General features: G+C 49.6%; 1 protein-coding gene. It reads left to right on the top strand.

Features of this window, described 5'->3' with window-relative positions:
- Positions 1–231 (top strand): hypothetical protein (locus DW003_RS10085; protein WP_222847420.1); only part of this gene is annotated, 231 nt, incomplete at its 5' end.
- Positions 232–528 lie beyond the last annotated feature (297 nt).

The following is a 528-nucleotide window of genomic DNA, read 5'->3' as shown; positions in this document are numbered from 1 at the left end:
GAAGAAGGGGGAGGCCTCGCGGCCTCCCCCTTTTTTGCGTTATATAAGCTGACATTTGCCCTATCTGTTTCAGGAGTGCTCGGATTGTCTTTAGTCGAGGGCATCGTTGCCGTCCGCGGTGAGGTAGAGCCGATCTTCTTGCTTATGTCGCTTTCTGGTGGCGCTCAGTCGGCTCCAGGGTTCTGTCGTCACGTTTATCCGGACGGATCTTATGCTCCTTATTTCCAGTAAATCAGTTAAGGGGTATTGTTTCAATTAAATACACTCCGCCAGCGGGGGCTCTGTCTAATTAGTGATAGAGCCCCCGCTGGTGTTTTATAGGTTTGTTAACGTTGTCCTTCTATTTATGACGGGCTAACTAGCAGAGACCGACGAGGGTATAAAGATGCTATGTCTACAGTGGACAGCAAGATTCCCGAGGTCATACGGTCTGTCCATGGTTTATGACCAAATGTGTGACTCTGAGCAACTCGGAGCCAGCTAATTAATTTGTGAACAAAATATGGAGTGCGCGATTCCCGCCCCCGG

Origin of the sequence: Collinsella sp. AF36-3AT (assembly GCF_003475205.1) — a bacterium.
GTDB lineage: Bacteria > Actinomycetota > Coriobacteriia > Coriobacteriales > Coriobacteriaceae > Collinsella > Collinsella aerofaciens_AF.
The sequence above is the reverse complement of the archived record's forward strand: the minus strand, read 5'-3'. Positions and strand labels throughout refer to the sequence as shown.